This is a genomic window from Sanguibacter keddieii DSM 10542 (assembly GCF_000024925.1).
In the GTDB taxonomy this organism is placed as follows: Bacteria; Actinomycetota; Actinomycetes; order Actinomycetales; family Cellulomonadaceae; genus Sanguibacter; species Sanguibacter keddieii.
Map to the genome: position 1 here is coordinate 4186199 of NC_013521.1, position 15065 is coordinate 4201263.

The 15065-nt window shown below is 72.4% G+C and carries 16 protein-coding genes; 8 read left to right on the forward strand and 8 right to left on the reverse strand.

Annotated features, from left to right (window positions below):
• Positions 1–27: 27 nt before the first annotated feature.
• Entirely contained in the window at positions 28–249 is a 222-nt protein-coding gene (locus tag SKED_RS18415) for a hypothetical protein (protein ID WP_012868695.1), read from the reverse strand.
• A 142-nt stretch (positions 250–391) separates the two neighbouring features.
• A complete protein-coding gene (locus SKED_RS18420; RefSeq protein ID WP_042438185.1) occupies positions 392–967 on the reverse strand; it encodes a TetR family transcriptional regulator in 576 nt (191 codons plus the stop codon).
• A 73-nt stretch (positions 968–1040) separates the two neighbouring features.
• Between SKED_RS18420 and SKED_RS18425 the strand changes: the two genes are divergently transcribed.
• Together SKED_RS18425 and SKED_RS18430 are read left to right on the forward strand one after the other, a co-directional pair.
• Positions 1041–2705 (forward strand): MFS transporter, encoded by a 1665-nt coding sequence (locus tag SKED_RS18425; protein WP_012868697.1) that lies wholly within the window; start codon positions 1041–1043, stop codon positions 2703–2705.
• A gap of 202 nt (positions 2706–2907) precedes the next feature.
• The gene (locus tag SKED_RS18430) at positions 2908–3714 is read left to right on the forward strand and encodes a VOC family protein (RefSeq protein WP_012868698.1); all 807 of its coding nucleotides are present in this window, start codon (positions 2908–2910) and stop codon (positions 3712–3714) included.
• Between the two features lie 101 nt (positions 3715–3815).
• On the opposite strand, the gene SKED_RS19845 is transcribed toward SKED_RS18430, so the two are convergent.
• The 3 genes from SKED_RS19845 to SKED_RS18445 all read right to left on the reverse strand — a co-directional run bounded on the left by SKED_RS19845 (position 3816) and on the right by SKED_RS18445 (position 6744).
• Entirely contained in the window at positions 3816–4640 is an 825-nt protein-coding gene (locus SKED_RS19845) for a hypothetical protein (protein ID WP_012868699.1), read from the reverse strand.
• Between the two features lie 69 nt (positions 4641–4709).
• Complete coding sequence (locus SKED_RS18440) at positions 4710–6074, reverse strand: sensor histidine kinase (RefSeq protein ID WP_042438188.1); 1365 nt, start codon at positions 6072–6074, stop codon at positions 4710–4712.
• Entirely contained in the window at positions 6067–6744 is a 678-nt protein-coding gene (locus SKED_RS18445; protein WP_012868701.1) for a response regulator transcription factor, read from the reverse strand. Before SKED_RS18445 ends, SKED_RS18440 begins: the two co-directional genes overlap by 8 nt.
• Before the next feature lie 162 nt (positions 6745–6906).
• Here SKED_RS18445 and SKED_RS18450 point away from each other — a divergent pair, with 162 nt between their 5' ends.
• The 6 genes from SKED_RS18450 to SKED_RS18475 all read left to right on the forward strand — a co-directional run bounded on the left by SKED_RS18450 (position 6907) and on the right by SKED_RS18475 (position 12342).
• Positions 6907–8388, forward strand: a complete 1482-nt coding sequence (locus tag SKED_RS18450) for a dihydrolipoyl dehydrogenase family protein (RefSeq protein ID WP_012868702.1) — start codon at positions 6907–6909, stop codon at positions 8386–8388.
• Positions 8389–8543: 155 nt separating this feature from the next.
• The gene (locus SKED_RS18455; protein WP_012868703.1) at positions 8544–9242 is read left to right on the forward strand and encodes a hypothetical protein; all 699 of its coding nucleotides are present in this window, start codon (positions 8544–8546) and stop codon (positions 9240–9242) included.
• 200 nt (positions 9243–9442) lie between these two features.
• The gene (locus SKED_RS18460; protein WP_012868704.1) at positions 9443–10642 is read left to right on the forward strand and encodes a toxic anion resistance protein; all 1200 of its coding nucleotides are present in this window, start codon (positions 9443–9445) and stop codon (positions 10640–10642) included.
• Between the two features lie 72 nt (positions 10643–10714).
• Positions 10715–11173, forward strand: coding sequence for a hypothetical protein (locus SKED_RS18465; RefSeq protein ID WP_012868705.1), 459 nt, complete (start codon positions 10715–10717; stop codon positions 11171–11173).
• A gap of 6 nt (positions 11174–11179) precedes the next feature.
• Entirely contained in the window at positions 11180–11752 is a 573-nt protein-coding gene (locus SKED_RS18470) for a TerD family protein (protein WP_012868706.1), read from the forward strand.
• The gene (locus SKED_RS18475; protein ID WP_012868707.1) at positions 11749–12342 is read left to right on the forward strand and encodes a hypothetical protein; all 594 of its coding nucleotides are present in this window, start codon (positions 11749–11751) and stop codon (positions 12340–12342) included. Before SKED_RS18470 ends, SKED_RS18475 begins: the two co-directional genes overlap by 4 nt.
• A 185-nt stretch (positions 12343–12527) precedes the next feature.
• Here SKED_RS18475 and SKED_RS18480 read toward each other — a convergent pair whose 3' ends face one another.
• From SKED_RS18480 to SKED_RS18490, 3 genes are all read right to left on the reverse strand, one after another.
• Positions 12528–13529 (reverse strand): glycine betaine ABC transporter substrate-binding protein, encoded by a 1002-nt coding sequence (locus SKED_RS18480; RefSeq protein ID WP_012868708.1) that lies wholly within the window; start codon positions 13527–13529, stop codon positions 12528–12530.
• Positions 13530–13680: 151 nt separating this feature from the next.
• The gene (locus SKED_RS18485) at positions 13681–14367 is read right to left on the reverse strand and encodes an ABC transporter permease (RefSeq protein ID WP_012868709.1); all 687 of its coding nucleotides are present in this window, start codon (positions 14365–14367) and stop codon (positions 13681–13683) included.
• Positions 14364–15038 carry an ABC transporter permease gene (locus SKED_RS18490; protein ID WP_042438193.1) on the reverse strand — a complete coding sequence of 225 codons (675 nt, stop codon included), beginning with the start codon at positions 15036–15038 and terminating at the stop codon, positions 14364–14366. The genes SKED_RS18485 and SKED_RS18490 overlap by 4 nt, the downstream gene beginning before the upstream one ends.
• Positions 15039–15065: the final 27 nt, after the last annotated feature.

Consider the following 15065-nt stretch of genomic DNA (forward strand, 5'->3'; position numbering starts at 1 on the left):
CGGGTGGCGCTCCTGCGCGGGCGCCGTCTACCCCGCGAGCATCCAGACGAGCGCTGCGAGGTTCGCCGCGGCCGTCGCCGCCGGCCCGAAGGTCTTGAACCGGTCCCGGACCTTCGCCCCCACCACGCTGTCACCCGCCTGGACGACGACCATCACGACGGCGACCGCCGCCAGGAACCCGACGGATCCTGCGACAGGCGCGACCACCGCCACGAGGACGAGCGCGACGCTGCGCGAGAGTGCGTACATCGAGGGTGTCCGGGATGGCCCGACCGCCGACCTGAGGCCCGCGACGGCATAGGCGAGACTGACGCAGGCGCTCACGAGGGTGATCGCCGCGCAGGCCCAGAAAGATGCAGCCACGGCGGGTCCTACCGCTCTGCCGGCAGGCTCACGCCGCGTCGCGCTCGTGCTCGGCGACGAGCGCGACGACCCGGGCGACGACCTCGTCGTCCTGCTCGCGTGTCGCGGTCCCGATGAGGGCGTGGAGGTAGAGGCCGTCCCCGACCAGCTGGACGAGGCGGGCCAGGACCGGGTCGGTCACGCGCCTCGAGATGACCTCGTACCAGTACTCGAAGGACTCGACGAGGGCCGCCTCGACGTCGACCTCCTGGACGCCGGCGAGGCGCAGGGCCGCGAGGACCGAGCGGGTCGAGGGGTCCTCGGCCACCGACGAGACGTCGAGGTACGCGGCCACCACCCCTTCGGGCGCGGCGAGCGTCCCGTCGGCCTCGGCCTTCGACTCGACGAGGAGCCTGTCGAGGAACCCCTGGTAGAGGGCCTCCTTGGACCCGAAGTGGTAGAGCAGCCCACCCTTGGACACCCCTGCAGCCGCGGCGACGGCCTCGAGGGTCGCGGCTGACGACCCTCCGTCGAGGAGCAGGGTCTCGAGCGCGTCGAGGAGGACCTCGCGGGTGGGCTTCACGGTGCGCGTTCGCGGGGCAGGTCGGTCAGGCCGGGTGGACATGGTCACACTGTACCTCCGCTATACCGTCCAGCCGGTACAGTAGTCGCGGCCCTACGACCGAGGAGGCGAGACCATGGCTGACAACCCGTCGCTGCACCGTCACGACACGACCGACCCCATCACCCCGAGCACGACGACGAGTGCGCGCTCGAGCAAGAGCGAGCCCACCACGCCGTCGAGCACCACCCCGCCGACGGGGAGCGCCACCACGCCTCCGCCGCGCGCCGGCCGTCGGGCCTGGCTCGGGCTCGCCGCGCTCATGCTCCCGGTCCTGCTGGTGAGCATCGACAACACCGTCCTGTCCTTCGCCATCCCGCAGCTGAGCCAGGCGCTCTCGCCGACCGCGAGCCAGCTCTTGTGGATCGTCGACATCTACCCGCTCATGCTCGCCGGCCTGCTGGTCACCATGGGCACCCTCGGCGACCGCGTCGGCCGTCGTCGGCTGCTGCTCATCGGCGCGACCGGCTTCGGTGCCGTGAGCGTCTACGCCGCCTTCGCCGGTGACGCCTCGCACCTCATCGCCGCGCGCGCCCTGCTCGGGCTCTTCGGCGCCACCCTGATGCCGTCGACCCTCGCGCTGCTGCGCAACCTCTTCCTCGACGACAACCAGCGGCGCCTCGCGATCGCCATCTGGGCCTCGGCGTTCTCCGCGGGCTCTGCCCTCGGGCCGATCGTCGGCGGCTGGCTGCTCGAGCACTTCTGGTGGGGCTCGATCTTCCTCATCAACGTCCCCGTGCTCGTCGTCCTGCTGGTCGTCGCACCGTTCCTGCTGCCCGAGTCCCGCAACCCTGGCTCGGTGCGCCTCGACCCGGTGAGCGTCGTGCTCTCCGTCGTGTCGATGCTGCCCTTCGTCTTCGGCATCAAGAAGCTCGCGTCCTCCGGCATCAGCACCCTCGGCGTCGCGTCGCTGCTGCTCGGCGTGGTCCTGGGCGTCGTGTTCGTCCGTCGCCAGGTGCGCTCACGCACCCCGCTGCTCGAGGTCGGCCTGTTCAAGAACCGCGTGTTCTCGGCGTCGGTCCTCGCCAACTTCATGGCGATCTTCTCGATCTCCGGCCTCATCTTCTTCGTGTCGCAGTACCTGCAGCTGGTGCTCGACCTCTCGCCGATGGAGGCAGGGCTCTACCTGCTCCCCGGTGCCGCCGCGACCGTCGTCATGGGCCTGGCAGCCGTCGTGCTCGCCCGCGTCGCGCCGATCTGGCTGCTCATCCCCACCGGTCTGCTGCTGGCGACCGCCGGGTACCTGCTCGGGACCACCCTCACCGGGTCGTCCTCCGTCGGCGTCATCGTCGTGATCTTCGTCCTCGTGGGCGGAGGCGCCGGGCTCGCCGAGACGCTCACCAACGACGCGATCCTCGCGTCCGTCCCACCCGAGCGAGCGGGAGCCGCGTCGGGCATCTCCGAGACCGCGTACGAGCTCGGGGCGTCGCTCGGCGTCGCCATCCTCGGCAGCGTCCTGGCCGCGGTCTACCGCACCCGGCTCGAGCTCCCCGCAGGGCTCGACCCCGCCGTGGCCGACCAGGCGCAGCAGACCCTCGGCGGCGCCGTGAGCGCCGCCGACGGTCTGCCCGCCGGTCAGGCCGACGCGCTGCTCGAGGCCGCGCGGTCGGCCTTCGCCCACGGTGTCGACCTGACGTCCGCGATCGGCGCCGTCCTCGCGTTCCTCACCGCCGTGAGCATCGGCATCGCGCTGCGCTCGGCCCAGCGGGCGACGCGTCGCGCGGGGCTCGTCGAGGTCTGAGGGATAGAGGCTGAGGGGGCGAGGTCTGGAGGCGGGCGCTGAGCGAGCGCTGAGCCTGACGGTCCCCTTCTTCTCCGCAAGTTCGGAGAAGACGGACCGCCCGAGACGCTCCTACCGTGAGAGCACACCGTCGGCCCGGGTGTCACACCCGGGCCGACGCCGGTGGCGGACGTCACCGGGAGGCCTCAGCGAGGAGCACACCATGCCTGCACGGGAGCCCGCGCCGCTCGGCGCACCGATCTGGATCGACCTCGCCAGCGGCGACACCGCTCGCGCCGCCGACTTCTACAGCGCACTCTTCGGCTGGACGGCGTCCGAGGGACGCCCTGAGTACGGCGGGTACGTGACCTTCTCCAAGGACGGCTCGATGATCGCCGGGATGATGCCCAACCATCCCGGGTCGGGCTTCCCAGACGCCTGGGGCACCTTCTTCGCGGTGGCCGACAGCGGCGCGACGGTGGCCTCCGTCGAGCAGAACGGCGGCCGGGTGCTCGTCGAGCCCATGACGGTCGACGTGCAGGGGACGATGGCGGTCTTCGTCGACAGCACCGGCACCACGTTCCAGACGTGGCAACCCGACCAGAACACCGGCTTCGAGCTCAGCCGGGAGCACGGCACCCCCGCCTGGCACGAGCTCGTGACCCACGACTACACGGCAGCGATCGACTTCTACCGCACCGTCCTCGGCTGGGAGACCCGCGTCGAGTCGGACACCGAGGACTACCGCTACACCGTCCACGTCGCCGACGGCGTCGACCGGTCCGGCATCGAGGACGGCTCGCGGGGCGGGGCCGCTGCCGCTGCCGCTGGTGATGGTGCCACCGCACCGGCGTCCTGGGTCGTCTACTTCTGGGCTGACGACGTCGACGCGGCCGTGGCGGTCGCGGTCGAGCACGGTGGGTCGGTCGTCGACCCGCCGACGGACTCCCCGTACGGGCGGACGGCCACGGTGGCCGACCCGACCGGGGCGCGCTTCTCGCTGCTGCAGACCATGCCGGCCGAGGGCTGACGGGCACCGGCGGCGCTGCTGGCCGGGAGCACCTCGACCACCGGCCGAGGCTGGCGGGTACCGGCAGCACCGCCACCCGAGAGCACCTCGACCTCAGGACCTCAGTCGCGGTCGGCCGGGTCCAGCTCGGTCCAGACCACCACGTAACCCTCGTCGAGCTCGACCTCGAGCTCGTCGCCGTTCTCGAGCAGCACGTCCACCTCGAAGGCGTGGTCGCGGTCGTCGCTGCGGTCGACGTCGGTCACGGTGCCGCCACCGGCCTCCGCGAGCGCGGCGTCGGTCACGGCTGCGATCTCGGCGTCGGTGAGCGGCACGTCGTCAGCGTCGCGACGGTCGTCGGCACCACGGTCGCCGTCGCCCGGGCGGTCGCCCTCGGCAGGCGCCCCGCCCTGGGCCGCGGCGCCGAGGTCCTGGCTGCCCTGGCCCCGGTCGTCGTCGCGGTCGTCGCGGTCGCGGTCACCGCTCCCGTCGCGGTACTCGCCGCCGTCGCGGTAGTCGTCGCCGCGACGCTCGTCGGAGGTGCTCCAGGACCGGTCGTCGTCGTCACGCTCGTCGAGCGCGTACGCCGCCCCGGCGCCACCGACAGCCAGCAGACCGACCACAGCGGCAGTGATCCACACGGGCTTGCGACGCCACACGGGTTGCTTCTGCGCGGGTGCGGCTGTGGCGAAGGCGGCCGGTGCCGCGGCGTAGGTCGCCGAGGACGGCGGGACGGCCGGGGGCGCCGCACTCGGGGCCGCCTGCGCGCCAGCCGGTCGATCCGTGCCGTGGGCTGCCGCCCGGTCGTCGCGGGCCGGGTTCGCCTCGCGGGCCGGGTTCGCCTCGCGGGCCGGGTTCGCCTCGCGGGCCAGGTTCGCCTCGCGAGGGTTCTCGTCGCGGGGGTGCTCGTCGCGGTCAGGGTTCTCGGGGATGCGGTTCGTGTCCATGCCTGCAGTCTGCGACCGCGGTGCTGAAGGCCTCCTGAAGCATCCTGAAGCGCTCTTCAGGGACGCGTCTCAGGCATCCCCGACGGCGGGCAGCGTGACCGTGAAGCGGGCACCGCCACCCGTCCCGTCGCCCACCTCGACCGCGCCGCCGTGCAGACGCACCGCGTCGGCGACGATCGCCAGGCCGAGGCCCGAGCCGCCGTCGTCGCGCGCCCGTGCCTCGTCGAGGCGCACGAACCGCTCGAACACGCGCCCGCGCTCTGCCACGGGCACCCCCGCGCCGTCGTCCTCGACGACCACGCGCACCACCCCGCCCTGCTCCCACGACGCGAGGGTCACGGTGGACCGGGCGTGCCGCACGGCGTTGTCGACGAGGTTGCGCACCACCCGCCCGAGCAGCGCCTCGTCGCCGCGCGCGCGGGCCGCGCCGATCTTCGAGGCGTCGACCGCGACGGTCCCGGCACCGCGGAGCCGGGACGCCTCGGCGAGCAGCAGGTCGTCGAGGTCGACCGGGCGCCCGCTGCCCTGCCGCGAGCGCTCGTCCAGCCGGGCGAGCAGCAGCAGCGACTCGACGAGGTCCTGGACGCGCGCCCCCTCCGCGAGGACGGTCCCGGCGAGCTCGGTCACCGCGACCCTGTCGGGGTGCGCAGCGGCGACCTCGGCGTACTGACGCATGGCGGCGAGCGGCGAACGGAGCTCGTGCGAGGCGTCGGAGACGAAACGACGCTGCGCCGCCTGAGCACGGTCGAGGCGCCCGAGCATCTCGTTCATGGTCTCGGCGAGGCGCGTCACCTCGTCGCCGGACGGCGGGACCTGCACGCGACGGTCGAGCTCGTGGGCCTCGAGACCGGCCACCTCGCTGCGGATCCGCTCGACGGGCGCCAGCGCCCGTCCGACCACCACCCAGGCGGTGAGCCCGACGAGGAGCACGAGCACCACGACCGCCACTACGAGCAGCGTCACGACGGTGCTGACCGCGTCCTCGGAGTCCTCCAGGGAGCGCCCGGCGAGCACACGGACGTCCTGCCCTGCGACCTCGACGTCCTCGCCGACGAACACCACCGGCTCGTCGTCGACGGTGGCCGTGAAAGAGTCCCCGCGCGGCAGGGGCGAGGGGAGCACGATGTCCTCGTCGCTGACGTCCAGCACGGAGCCGTCGGCGGAGACGAGCACCAGCAGGTGGTCGTCGGACGCCGGGATCCGCGCCTCGCCGGAGGCCTCCACCTGCGCGGCGACGAGCTCGGCGTCGGCCGCCGCCCCCTGCTCGACGCTGCCCCGCAGAGACGCCGAGAGCAGCGCGACGAACACGAAGGACCCGAGCACCAGGAACACGCCGACCACGAGGGCCGCGCCGAGCGCGGCGCGAGACCGGACGGTGCGCCACGGGCGACGGCGGGCTGGGACTGGTGCTGGGGCCGGGGCTGCGTCAGCCACGCCCGACCGCCAGCCGGTACCCGGCGCCGCGCAGCGTCTCGATCGACGCGCGCCCGAAGGGCCGGTCGACCTTGTTGCGCAGGTGGCGCACGTACACCTCGACGATGTTCGGGTCACCCTCGAAGTCGCCGTCCCACACGTTGTCGAGCACCTGACGCTTGGACACCACGTCCCCGGCGTTGCGGATGAGGAACTCCAGCACGGCGAACTCGCGCGAGGTCAGCTCGATCTCGACGTCACCGCGACGCACCCTCCGGGCTGCCGGGTCGAGCTGCAGGTCGCCCGCCTCGAGCACCACGGGCCGCTCGCGGGAGCCCCGGCGCACCAGGGAGCGCAGCCGCGCCACGAGGACCGCGTACGAGAAGGGCTTGCTGAGGAAGTCGTCGGCACCGGTGTCGAGAGCCTCGACCTGGTCCCACTCGCCGTCCTTGGCGGTCAGCATGAGGATCGGCGTCCAGTCCTCGGCCGCACGCAGCCGCTCGCACACCGTGTACCCGTTCATGCCCGGCATCATGATGTCGAGCACGATCGCGTCGTACCGGTGCTCCTGGGCCATCCACAGTCCGTCGACCCCGTTCGCCGCCACGTCGACCGCGAAGCCCTCGGCCTCGAGACCGCGCCGCACACCGTCGACCAGCCGCACCTCGTCGTCCACCACCAGGATCCGCATCCGCGTCACACCTCCGGTGGACAGTGTGCCCGGTCGGCGCTGAAGGCGGGCTGAAGGGCTGGGCTGGGAGTCGGGCAGGGAGCTGGCTGGGTCGCCTCCGGCTGCGTGCACGGTCCCCAGGGGCGACGATGGGCAGAGCCCACCGACACGAGGAGCACGCGCATGAGCACCAGCACCGACCACTCGTCAGACTCGTCGAGCGCCGCCGAGACCACCTACGACGTGATCGTGGTGGGCGCGGGCGCCGTCGGCGAGAACGCTGCCGACCGTGCCGGTCGCACCGGCCTGAGCGTCGCCGTGGTGGAGGCCGAGCTGGTCGGGGGCGAGTGCTCCTACTGGGCGTGCATGCCGTCCAAGGCGCTCCTGCGCCCCGGTGCGGTCCTCGAGGCCGCCCGGGCCGTGCCCGGCGCCGCCGAGATGATCACCGGGACCCTCGACCCCGCGAAGGTCCTCGCCCGCCGCGACTCCTTCACGTCCGGCTGGGACGACTCGAGCCAGGTGGACTGGCTCGACGGTGCGGGCATCGCGCTGGTCCGCGGGCGCGCGCGCCTCACCGGGCCCAAGACCCTCGACGTCACGGCCGACGACGGCACCGTGACCCACCTGACCGCTCGGCACGCGGTGGTCGTCGCGACCGGCAGCGTGCCCGTCGTCCCACCGGTCCCCGGTCTCGCCGAGGCGAACCCCTGGGGCAGCCGCGAGGCGACGTCGGTCAAGGAGGTCCCGGCGTCGCTGGCGATCATGGGTGGTGGCGTCGTAGGCGTCGAGATGGCCACGGCCTTCGCCGACCTCGGCACGAAGGTCACCCTCGTGGTGCGGGGTGAGCGGCTCCTCGCGTCGAACGAGCCCTTCGCCGGCGAGGCCGTCGCCGACTCCCTCCGCGACCTGGGCGTCGACGTGCACCTGAGCACGGACGTCACCTCGGTCGAGGTGCACGACGACGGCACCCATTTGGTCACCTCGTCAGGCGGCTCGACCCAGACGCTCGTCGCGGAGAGGCTGCTCGTCGCGACCGGGCGGAAGCCCGCGACCGACGACATCGGCCTCGACGTCGTCGGGCTCACGGCCGGCGACCCCCTGACCGTCGACGACGCGATGCTCGTCGAGGGCGTCGAGGGCGGCTGGCTGTTCGCCGTCGGAGACGTCACCGGGCGCGTGGCCACCACGCACCAGGGCAAGTACGACGCGCGCGTCGCCGGGGACGTCGTCGCCGCGCGGTTCGGCGGCTCCTCCGAGGGTGAGCTGGACGCGCCCGACTGGAGCCGGTTCCGCGCGACCGCCGACCACGCCGCAGTACCCCAGGTCGTGTTCTCCCGCCCCGAGGTCGCGAGCGTCGGCCTCACCGAGCAGGGAGCCAAGGACGCCGGGTACCAGGTCGACGTGTTCTCCTACGACCTCGGCTCCGTCGCCGGGGCAGCCGTCGCGGCCGACGGGTTCACCGGGAAGGCGCAGATCGTCGTGGACACCGACCGCGGCGTGATCGTCGGCGCGACCTTCGTCGGCCCGGAGGTCGCCGAGCTGCTGCACGCCGCGACCATCGCCGTCGTCGGCGAGGTGCCGCTCGACCGGCTCTGGCACGCCGTGCCGTCGTACCCGACGGTCTCCGAGGTGTGGCTGCGGCTGCTCGAGGCCGCCGGGCTCTGACCGGAACCTCTCTGACAGGAGACCCCGGCCACGCTCCCCCGGGCACTACGGTGGTCAGCGGCCGTCCACCTGCGGCAGTCGGACGGCCGTCGGGCGTCCGCCCGGCGGCCGCCCCGCAGCACGCCGTAGCCCAGAGCCCGTAGCCCGGAGGACCCGTGAAGTTCGAGCACGCACCGCAGGCCTCCTACGAGGACGTCGGCGGCGGCCAGGTGCTGCACTCGGCCCCGGGGTTCCCCGGGTTCCCGGCGCGGCTCGCGGTCGAGCTGTTCGAGCGCGCGCGGGTGCTCGTGGGCCGCGAGCGCGTCGGTCTCTGGGACCCGATGTGCGGTGCCGGCGGGATCCTCACGTCGGTCGCGCTGCTGCGTCCCGACGCGCTCACGCGGGTCCTCGCGAGTGACGTCGACGAGGGGGCGCTCGAGCTCGCCCGCAAGAACCTGCTGCTCACGACCGTCCCAGGCCTCGAGGCGCGGCGGGCCGAGCTCGTCGAGCGGGGTGCGGCCGCGGGGCGGGTCGCGTCAGCCGACCGGCTCCTGGCTCGGGTCGCCGGGCTCCCGGCGCCGCCCGCCTCCCTCGCCCGCGCAGACGTCACCGACCCGTCCTCCGTCGCCGGCCTCGACCTCGACGGCGTCGACGTCGTCATGGCCGACCTGCCCTACGGCACCCAGACCGACTGGGCCTCGACCTCGACGACGCCGACCGCGCAGGCTCTCGAGGTCCTCCGTGACGCCCTCCCGGACGGCGCCGTCGTCGTGCTGAGCACCACCGAGCGAGAGCACCTGCGCGGGCTGCCCGACGCGACCAGGTCCTTCAAGCACGGCCACCGGTACGTCCGGCTGTACCGGACGGGTGCCTGAGCCCCGGCGGACATGGACGCTCGAGCCCCGGGGCCCGTCGACGCGCCGGTGCGCGCCGTCTGTCGGGCGGTCGAGACAGGCCGTCGAGGTGGGCAGTCGAGCCCATCCGTTCACCCGTCCGACCAGGTGCCCAGGCGGTAGAGTCGGGAACCGAGACGTCTTCGTCGACGAGCCTGCGCGACATGAGAACCGGAGTCCTGATGAGCGAGAGCACCCCCCTGACCCCTCCCGGCGCATCCCTGGTGCTGCAGCCGCCGGCGCCCGTCGCCGCGGTCGAGCCGGAGCAGGTCGGTGGGATGGTCCCGGTCCCCGACGCCAAGAAGCAGGAGCTCGCGGCGACCGCCGAGGCGTACGCGGCCGAGCTCGCGACCCTCACGCCCAACAGCCCCGAGCTGCAGGCGAAGATCACCGAGATCACCACCCTCGGCCGCGACGAGATCCAGGGCGCCGCCAACGCGTCGAACCGCATGCTCGAGCGTCCCGCGTCCGCCCTGGCGGCAGCCAAGGGCAGCGGCGACGCCGGTGACGCGCAGGCCCGCGTGGCCAAGACGCTCACCGACCTGCGCTTCCAGGTCGAGGACCTCACGCCCAACCGTGCGGACCTCACCGGTGCCCGCAAGATCCTCGGGTTCATCCCCGGCGGGTCCAAGATCGCCCGGTACTTCGACCGCTACAAGTCGGCGCAGGTGCAGCTCGACTCGATCACCCGCGCCCTCGAGTCCGGTCAGGACGAGCTCCGCAAGGACAACGCGTCGATCGAGCAGGAGAAGGTCAACCTCTGGAACACCATGGGCACGCTGTCGGAGTACGCCGTGCTCCTCGGCGGGCTCGACGCGGCCGTCGAGAAGAAGATCACCGAGGTCGAGGTCTCCTCCCCCGACACCGCCAAGGCCATGCGCTCCGACGTGCTGTTCGCCGTCCGCCAGCGCCGCGAGGACATCCTCACGCAGCTCGCCGTGTCCGCCCAGGGCTACCTCGCGATGGACATGGTCCGCGCCAACAACGTCGAGCTCATCAAGGGCGTCGACCGGGCCCGCACCACCACGCTGTCTGCGCTGCGCACCGCCGTGATCGTCGCCCAGGCGCTCACCAACCAGCGTCTGGTCCTCGACCAGATCACCGCGCTCAACAAGACGACCAGCGACCTCATCGCCTCGAACGCCGAGATGCTCAAGACCACCTCGGCGGACATCCACCGCCAGGCCGCCGCCTCGACCATCGAGATCGACAAGCTCGAGAAGGCGTTCCAGGACGTCTTCGAGACCATGGACGCGATCGACACCTTCCGCGCCGAGGCCGCTTCGAGCATGGCCGTGACCATCACGTCGCTCGAGGGTCAGATCGAGCGGGCGCAGCCGTACCTCGAGCGGGCCAAGAGCCGCCCCGAGATCACCTCCTGACCCACTCCGCCGGCCCAGCAGGCCAGCACGCACGACCTCCGCAATCCCGCACGCACCGACGAGGACGAACCGATGAGCTGGTTGTTCGGACGCCGGGGCCCGGCCGTCCCGGACACCCCGGCACCGGTCGCCGCCCCGGAACCGCAGGCGCCCTTCCACGACGTCATGGAGGGGCACCTGCGCGGGCTCGTCGGTGCCGCCAAGCAGAGCGGGGCGACCCTGCCCGTCCCCGCGTCCATCCTGCTGTTCTCGATGCTCGACAACCTCAACGAGCTGCTCGACCACACCCTCGTCGCACCGCCGACGGTCGACGAGCAGATCGCCATCGAGTTCATGATCAAGGACTACATCCCCTCGACCGTCAACGCCTTCCTCGCCTCGCGCGCCGAGCGCGCCACGAAGGAAGAGCTCCTGCTCAGCCAGCTGCGCCTGCTCGACGGCCGCGTCCACTCGATGGTGACCGCGGTCTACGCGCACGACAACGCCCAGCTCGAGATCAACGGTCGATTCCTCCGCGAGAAGTTCGGGTGACCTGACATGCCAGCCATCACGCTCTCCAAGGGCGCCAACGCCTCCGTCACCCACAACGTCCCCACGGCCACGACCATCACGGTCGGGTTCTCGTGGCACGTCGTGCAGAGCAACGGACCGGCGACCGAGGTCGTGCCGTGCGCGATCGCGTGCGGCCAGGACGGCCTCGCCGTGACCGCCCAGCACGTCGTGTACTTCAACCAGATGCTCAGCCCCGACGAGGCGGTCTCCTACGAGCCCGACGGGTCGCTGCCCGGCGGTGACGTCGAGCAGATCGAGGTCGACCTCCAGCGGATCCCCTCGAACGTCATGAGCATCGCGCTGATCCTCTACGTCAACCCCGACCTGCGTCAGCCCGGCACCTTCGACAGCGTGCGGGACTGCGTGGTGCGCGTCCTCGACCGCGCCGGCTCCGAGGTGATCCGCTACCCGGTCGAGGCCGCAGACCTCGGCGCGACGAGCGCCGTCGTCGCCGGCGAGCTGTACCGCCGCCAGAACGAGTGGAAGTTCCGCGCCATCGGGCAGGGCTTCGCCGGAGGGGTCGCCGACGTCGCGCAGAACTTCGGCTTCGAGCTGTGAGCGGCACCCCCGTCGACTCGTTCATCCGACGGCGCCCGCCCCACCGCCCGGAGGCCCCCACGGCCGGCGCGCCGTCGGCCGTCCGGCTGAGCATCGGGACGCCGACGGCCACCGTCCGTGAGCCCGAGCCGCCCGCCCGGTCGATCCCCCGGGTGACCGGCGCCGGGCGTCTCGACGCCCGCCAGCCCATGCTCGCCCTCTCCCGGTTCCAGTCCGCGATCGGCTCCCTCCAGGTGGTGGTCGGCGGCGACGTCTGCGGGATGGACGTCCTGTGGGAGCTCGGCGACCACCGGCAGGGCAGCGTCGACAACGCCCCGCTCGACGCTGGACGGCGCCGCCTCGTCTCGCACGACCGCATGCCGGGGTTCGTCCTGGGGCTGCGCCACGCCCGCGGGCTCCGGCGGGTGCTCTTCTACCTGCCGTCGACCTCCTCGGTCACCGTCAACCTCTACGACGGCACGACGATCGCCTGCGACCCGAAGATCTCCGTGCTCGCGCTCTACCAGCACGACGGCCTCGTCCACCTGCGCTACGACGGTGAGCCGTACCCGACGCTCGGCTCGGTCAAGGCGGCCTACGGCTTCGCGTAGGGGCTGTGGCCTCGCACCCGGTGCCCCTGTGAGCGCTGCACCGGCGCTGCACCCGTGCTGACCCGGCGCTGGCCGCTGACCCCAGACGCACGAGAGCCCGGTTGCTCCCCGTGAGGTGGAGAGCAGCCGGGCTCTGACGTGGTGCGTCAGCCCGCGGAGGCTGGGTCAGTCAGTCGAACAGACAGTCAGTCCGTCGCGAGCGACGGGTCGCTCGAGAGGATCAGGCCGACCGTGATGTTGCCCTGGCGCAGGGCGTCCTTGGTGAGGTTGCCGCCGGCGTCGAGCGAGACGAACTCGCCGACCTCGAGGCCGTAGGTGTCCTCGAGGCCCAGCTGGCAGAACGCGCGCTCCGGGCACTCCGGCGGGCCGCCGAGGACGACGTCGCCGCAGGTGGTCGCGAGCTCGGTGAGCGTCGTGACGCCGTACTGCTCCGAGAAGGCCGTCGTCACGGCGAAGGCGTTCTGGTCCTGGGCGTCGGCCGGGGTGCCGAAGGCGAGCCCGACTTCATCACCGAGGCCCGTCAGGCCCTCGACGGTCGCGTCGAGGTCCGTCGTGGCGACGGGCTCCGGGTTCTCGCCGTTGACCTTGGCGTTGAGGAACTCGGTCAGCGTGCTCACGTACTCGGGGACCACGGTGATCGCACCGGACTCGAGGTCCGTGAGGTAGAGCTCGCGGTTGCCGATGTCCTGGGTCTGCGCGTCGTAGCCCGCGGCGTTGAGCACCTCGACGTAGAGGTTCGCGAGCGTCTGACCCTCGGAGAAGTTCGGGGCTCCGACGATCACCGAGCGACCCTCGCCGACCTGCTCGGGCGAGCCGAGGTCGTTCGCGGCGACGAAGTCGGCCGCAGCCTGCTGCGAGGTCTGACGGTCGACGTCGACGGCCTTGTTGAGGTCGACGAGCGCCGGGGTGTCGAGGACCGCGGACACGGTGTCGAGGACCGTGACGATCTCGGCGTCCTCGCCCGCAGCGGCCGCGTTGACCGCGGGGATGATGTTGTCGGGGTTCTGGAGGGTCTTGTCGTCCTCGAGCCCGACGAAGGTGTCGCCCGGGACGGGGTCGCAGGTCTCGAGGTTCGAGGCCGCGGTCGGCGTCGCGGCGGACGTCGTGCCCGACCCGCTCGAGGAGCCCGGGTCTCCGCAGGCGGCGAGGACGAGGACGAGCCCCAGCGCCGCCGCGGTGGTGGTCATGGTAGTGCGACGAGCGCGCATGGTGTCTCCAGGGTAGAGAGGTCGAGCATCTAGTGGACCCCGCCGGCGGTCTCGAGGCAACCGGTCAGGGGCGTGCTGGGGTCTCGCTCTGATAACGGTCTGCGGCCCGCTGCGCCGGTCTCTGCGCCGGTCAGGCCCCCTGGAGGGCCCGCACCGGTGCGGGGGTGAGCAGGCGCTGCGCGAGGGCGAGCACCCCCTCGACGAGCAGGCAGAGGACCGCGACGATCACACCGCCGGCCAGCACCTGGCCGAAGCGCTGCGTGCCGAAGCCCTGCGTGATGATGATCCCGAGGCCTCCGCCGCCCACCAGGGCGGCCAGCGGGATGGTCGCGATGACCTGTACGGCGGCGGTGCGCAGCCCCGAGGTGATGAGCGGCAGGGCGAGCGGGAGCTCGACCTGGAGCAGCACCCGGGTACCCGACATGCCGATGCCGGTGGCCGCGTCGCGGATGTCCGCGTCGACGCTGCGCACGCCCTCGTAGGTGTTGGCGAGGATCACGGGCAGCGCGAAGATCGCCGCCGCGTACACCGTCGGGGTGTTGCCGAAGCCGACGCCCGTCGAGGCGAAGATCGTCAGGAGCGCGAAGGTGGGCAGCGCCCGGGTCACGTTGGTGAGGACGACGGTCGACGTCCCGAGCTTGGCGGCCCGACGGCTGTGCCCGAGGACCACGCCGAGAGGCAGGGCGATCACGGAGGCGAGCAGCACGGCCTGGAGCGTCATGACGAGGTGCTCGCCGGTGAGCGCGAGGATGCCGCCCTTGCCCTGCCAGTTGAGCGGGTCGTTGAGCCAGGCGATCGCAGCGGAGATCTCGTTCATCGCGAGCTCACCGCCGCCCGCGACCAGGGCGTGACGAGCCGGCCGACGAGGTACAGCACGAGGTCGATGAGCAGGCCGAGCGCCAGGCACAGCAGCGTGGCCGTCATGATCTGCGCGTGGTAACCGCTGGTGAAGCCGCGGAACATCAGCTGGCCCAGACCGCCGTAGCCGATGACCACGCCCACGGTCACCAGGGCGACGGTGCTCACCGACGCGAGCCGCAGGCCGGTGATGACGGCGGGCAGCGCGTTGGGCATCTCGACCGTGAAGAGCATCCGCCAGCGGCCGTAGCCCAGGCCGCGGGCGGCGTCGGTCACCGCCGGGTCCACACCGCGCAGCCCGACGAGGGTGTTGCGGACCAGCAGCAGCAGCGCGTAGAGCACCAGACCCAGCAGCACGGTGCTGCGCCGGTCACGGATGAACGGGTAGACCACCGCGAAGAGCGCGAGCGACGGGATCGTGTAGAGCACGCCCGTCGTCGCGACCAGCGGCCCGGACAGCCAGGGCCAGGCGTGGGCGAGGGCGGCCAGCGGGATCGCGACGACCAGGGCGATCGCGATCGCCTGGAGCGTGAGGGACACGTGCTCCCCCAGGTAGCGGAGGATCTCGTCCGAGTTGTCCTGCACGTACTGCCAGGACAGCCATGGGTTGGCCGGCTGCTCGGGATTCATCTGCCCGACGGTACCGGCTGCCGCCCA